General features: G+C 45.1%; 5 protein-coding genes. 1 reads left to right on the top strand and 4 read right to left on the bottom strand.

The genetic code is table 11. The features are described 5' to 3' along the window. A partial coding sequence (locus tag AC3A8L_RS20365; protein ID WP_487964106.1) for a M20/M25/M40 family metallo-hydrolase occupies positions 1–411 on the top strand: 411 nt, incomplete at its 5' end. Positions 412–830: 419 nt separating this feature from the next. On the opposite strand, the gene AC3A8L_RS20360 is transcribed toward AC3A8L_RS20365, so the two are convergent. The 4 genes from AC3A8L_RS20360 to AC3A8L_RS20345 form a co-directional block, all read right to left on the bottom strand. Then, positions 831–1,847: a hypothetical protein gene (locus AC3A8L_RS20360; RefSeq protein WP_487964105.1), complete on the bottom strand. Its 1,017-nt coding sequence runs from the start codon at positions 1,845–1,847 to the stop codon at positions 831–833. A 300-nt stretch (positions 1,848–2,147) separates the two neighbouring features. Further along, the gene (locus tag AC3A8L_RS20355; RefSeq protein ID WP_487964104.1) at positions 2,148–2,849 is read right to left on the bottom strand and encodes a LipL32 family surface lipoprotein; all 702 of its coding nucleotides are present in this window, start codon (positions 2,847–2,849) and stop codon (positions 2,148–2,150) included. 271 nt (positions 2,850–3,120) lie between these two features. Next, positions 3,121–3,531 (bottom strand): hypothetical protein, encoded by a 411-nt coding sequence (locus AC3A8L_RS20350; protein ID WP_487964103.1) that lies wholly within the window; start codon positions 3,529–3,531, stop codon positions 3,121–3,123. Between the two features lie 91 nt (positions 3,532–3,622). Then, a complete protein-coding gene (locus AC3A8L_RS20345; protein ID WP_487964102.1) occupies positions 3,623–3,970 on the bottom strand; it encodes a hypothetical protein in 348 nt (115 codons plus the stop codon). Positions 3,971–4,119 lie beyond the last annotated feature (149 nt).

Raw genomic sequence — 4,119 nt, 5'->3', positions numbered from 1 at the left:
GATAGCCCTAACCGCATTTGCAGTGCCTGCGAGTTACATTTCGATTTGCGCATGCTGCCGGGCATGTCTATCGAAGAATTGCGCGGTGGTTTACAGCAACGTTTGCGGCCCATCGCCGAGCGCAACGGCACCGATATTATTTTCAGCACGCTGTTTGCCGGTGTGCCCGCTTTTGAGCAACCCGCTGAAAGTGAGTTGATAAAAACCGTGAGTCACTTAACCCAGTTCGACCCCAAAGCCGTAGCCTTTGCTACCGAAGCGCCCTATTTACAGGCTTTAGGTATGCAAACTGTGGTTATGGGCCCAGGTTCAATAGACCAAGCCCACCAAGCTAACGAGTTTATTGCGCTTAGTGAAATTGCTCCTGCGGTGAAAGTGATCGAAGGGGTTATTCGGCGTTATTGTCTTTAAAGAGGGATAACGAAATCAGTCAGCGCCGCGGTAAGAAAGCTTTCTCTCGCCTTAGGGCCTAGGATAAAATACTTTATCCAATAATACTTGCCTCTTGTCTCCTCAGCAGCGTTGCTCGCCTCGGTAACTTCTCCATGACACTACGCTCCTGTTACCCTACTCACCTAGATCCTATAGGCCCTGGCATGCGCCCCTTCGGGCGCCTTGTAAGAAAACAGGTGCACTCAAGTGCGAAGAGCGTAACGCTATGGGTGCGTATTAGGGACGAGGAAACAATATTTCATCCACTAATGCTTGATATCGACATCCTTACCTTCGTTGCTCAAAGCGTTACATGCCAAGGCATGCGCCCCTTTAAGCGCCTCGATAAGAAAGCCGATCTCTTCGCCTAATTGGATAAACTATTATTGCCTCGCCCCTTAAACGGCTAAATTAATTTGCTGAACCGTGCCATTCGAGCCATCTTCTCGTAAAAAAATACCCGATGAGACCACTTCGCCGAGGCTGTTATTGTTCTCGTCAGTTAACTGAAACGGCGTGATGGCATGGCCTAAATAAATGGCGCCGATGTCTTTATCACCTAAAGCTAAAAGGCGGCTTTCGCCAGAATCGTTGCGCTGCCAAATGCGTAATTGGTTGTAGATCGAGTCGCCCTCATCAATAAAACCATTGCCGTCTTCATCAAACTCAGCCAGTTCGGCAAACCCATTATTACTTTGCGGCCCAAAAAGTTCGCTGCCGTTATTAATTTGGCCGTCGCCATTGCGGTCTAGGGCCAAATAACCGCTATTGGGCTTTAAGTTAGCAATTTGCTCTGGCGTACCATCATTGTCTAAATCAAAAGCAAAGTGTGAGCGGCTTAATTCGGCGCCAGTGCCGTCAAAATTAATGACTAAAGGGTCGGTCAGTACGGCATTGCTCACCGACAAGCTTTCGGTGGTTTCCTCGATATAGTGTCGACTCATACTTAGGCTGGCTGAAAAGTCGATGCTTCTACCATCCTGTGTTTTCACCTGCCCTTGTGCTGCAAATTGCATTTTTTCTTTTTCTTCGTAGCGGGTGTGGCGTTCGTACACCAAAGATTGTGTTGTGATAGGAGCGCTAACCGGCAGCATGACAGAAAGCGTGGCAGTGCTTGTGTCTAACGCGGGTTCAGGTGGCGGGGGTGAAAGTTGAAATTCATGCCCGGTAATTTGCTGATACAGCTGAGCGATAATGGCGAGTTGAACACGGTCGTTCGAGCTCATCGAACTCGTCAGGTCAATGGGTTGAAGGGCCGTTGTATTTATAGACGGTACGCGCTGGGCAGGCGGGAGACTAACCGGCATCACGGCATTGGGCCTTTGTTCACTGGCGATGAGCGTTTCACGAACGTTTTGCCGTTCTTGGTAGTGGTGTTGTGTAGAAAGATTAATGTGTGACTCGCGAATGATCATCCGTCCAACCTCAGCTAATTACTTGTATAGCTTATCGGCAGCATGAATGGTTTTTTTAATAGCAATAAGTTTACTTTTGGATGATTCTGATGCCATAACCGCTATTGCGGACTTAAGGATGAGGAAACAATATTTCATCCATTAATACTTGATATCGCCTAGAGCCTAACTTGGGTTAAACCTAAAAATCGTAGATTTTTTCGCGGTGGGGTGGGCTGTGGTTAATTCACACAGGCCGAGTCGTATTTAAATGAAGTTTGCAACAATAAAAAAGCAGCCCGTAGGCTGCTCAAGTTTTCGCTATTTATTCACGATTTCATGCAGTTCTTCTAGGCTAGAAGCAATTTTAACGCCGGGGATGTTAGTACCTACATTCGCTAAGTAAGAACCCGCAACCTTGCCACGAAAAGAGGTAAAGGTAATGCGATACAAACCGCGTACCAAAGATTGGGTGGGATTAGCCGGGTCCGAAACGTGGCGCACTAAAGAGTTGTAGTTAGAGCCAGATGGGTTGGCTGGTAATTCAGAGTTGTCATCGTTGGATTGCAGCGTTTTTAATACTTTACCGCCATCTTTAATTTTCTTGGGGTCAATAACACTCATGCGGTCCAATAACAAAAAGGTGTCAAAGTAGGCCTTTTTGTCCTTTTTCATGCCTGCCTTGTATTGCGAGTGTTGAAAATCTTTTTTCTTTTTGGGCTTTCCTTTGGCTGGGGACACCATTGAAATACCGATTTCATCCAATGCGGCAGGCACCCATACATACAAATAGAAGGCGTCTTTCTTTTTATGAAGGCCATCGGGCTTTACGCTGGAATCAACATAGCCATAATACTTAGCGTATTCCAAATAAGGTATTTTTGCTTCTATGCCGGCAACAGTTTTACTTTTGGTGCTTTTTAGGTCATTGCCGAAGCCGCCTAAACCAAAGCCCGTACACGCCAAGAATGCGATACCAGCTACTGCCATTACTTGTGCTTTTTTAAATTTAAACAATTCCATAAAATACTCCTTTTAGTATTAAAGTCCAGTTAACCCAATAGTGTTCCGTACTCCTCTATCTAGCACAAAACCTGTTGAGCCACTATGCCGTAGGCGCGGCTATACTCGGTGATTTTGACCTAAAGTTCAAGCGAAAATATAACGCTATATACTATGTATGCAGTAACACGGCAGGAGCAATATATTGTAAGCCTTAACGTGAGCACGATCGCGAAGACGAGGGGTTTTGGTGGAGACGCCTTACCCCTTAGCTATCTTTTGACGTTGTTCACTACTCCATTATCACCTTCAGTATCGGGTATCGACTTACCCCGAAATTTAACTGCGTTGTGATCGTTTGGTTTCCCTCATATTTCTGTACCACACTCAATGGTTTGATTCTGGTGCAATCGCCGAGTATTGCGATGACATGATTTTCATTAAAAAGCCTTTGCCCGGTCGATTGATTTCGAATCGTTGCCAGTATATACCGATCACCCTGATCCGAGCTCATGGCTGTGTAGTCAATGAGCTCAAAGTCATTTTTAGTTGGCTTAATCTTCTGATCATTTTCACAATAAACTTCTGCAGCCTTATAGGGAATATTCTCAAACCTAAGAGTCAAATCCTTATCGAGTGCTACAGCCGGCCCTGGAAATGTATTAATCAATATTCCTAACAGGCTGAATGAAAGTGCTTTCATTTTTATTCCTTGATGCGGGTGAAATAATAATTGCTATGGCTATGGCTAGTGCGTGGGTTTATTGGCGCTTATTATTAACTACAAGTTCTATTTACAAATCTCTATTGGGATGCTCCCCCGTATGGATATGGACCACGCTTAAATGAGGGTACTCGTCGTAAAGCATCGGCCCCCCATTATCATTATTAAAACCTAGCTCATTTTTGTCTAGCGTAGGGTAATACAGCATGATGTGAGGCGATATATCCATTAATGTATTTGAAAAGTGGTCATAATATTTATTATCCGGTGCCATCATATAAACCAAAGCTCCGGGTGCAGGTGCTTTGAATGTTCCTATTCTTGCCATCGTTTCGATATTGGCGTGAATGGCTTTAATGTTAATACCCTTTGCGAGTTGTGCTGTTTGATATTCATAAACGGGCAGCACAGATTGCATGGCTGCGGTGTTGAGACAAGAGGGTTCATACCGGCCCTTGTTGTCACGTAAGACTAAGCACGTGAATGCGTTGCTGCCTTTGATAAGAGTTGTGAACCAGCCCTTTCAAGGTGACTTTTTAACCAGTTTTTCCTTCGCTAATAGCTTTG

It is taken from the genome of Marinagarivorans sp. (genome assembly GCF_982758155.1).
This window is presented reverse-complemented; position numbering and strand designations above follow the sequence as displayed.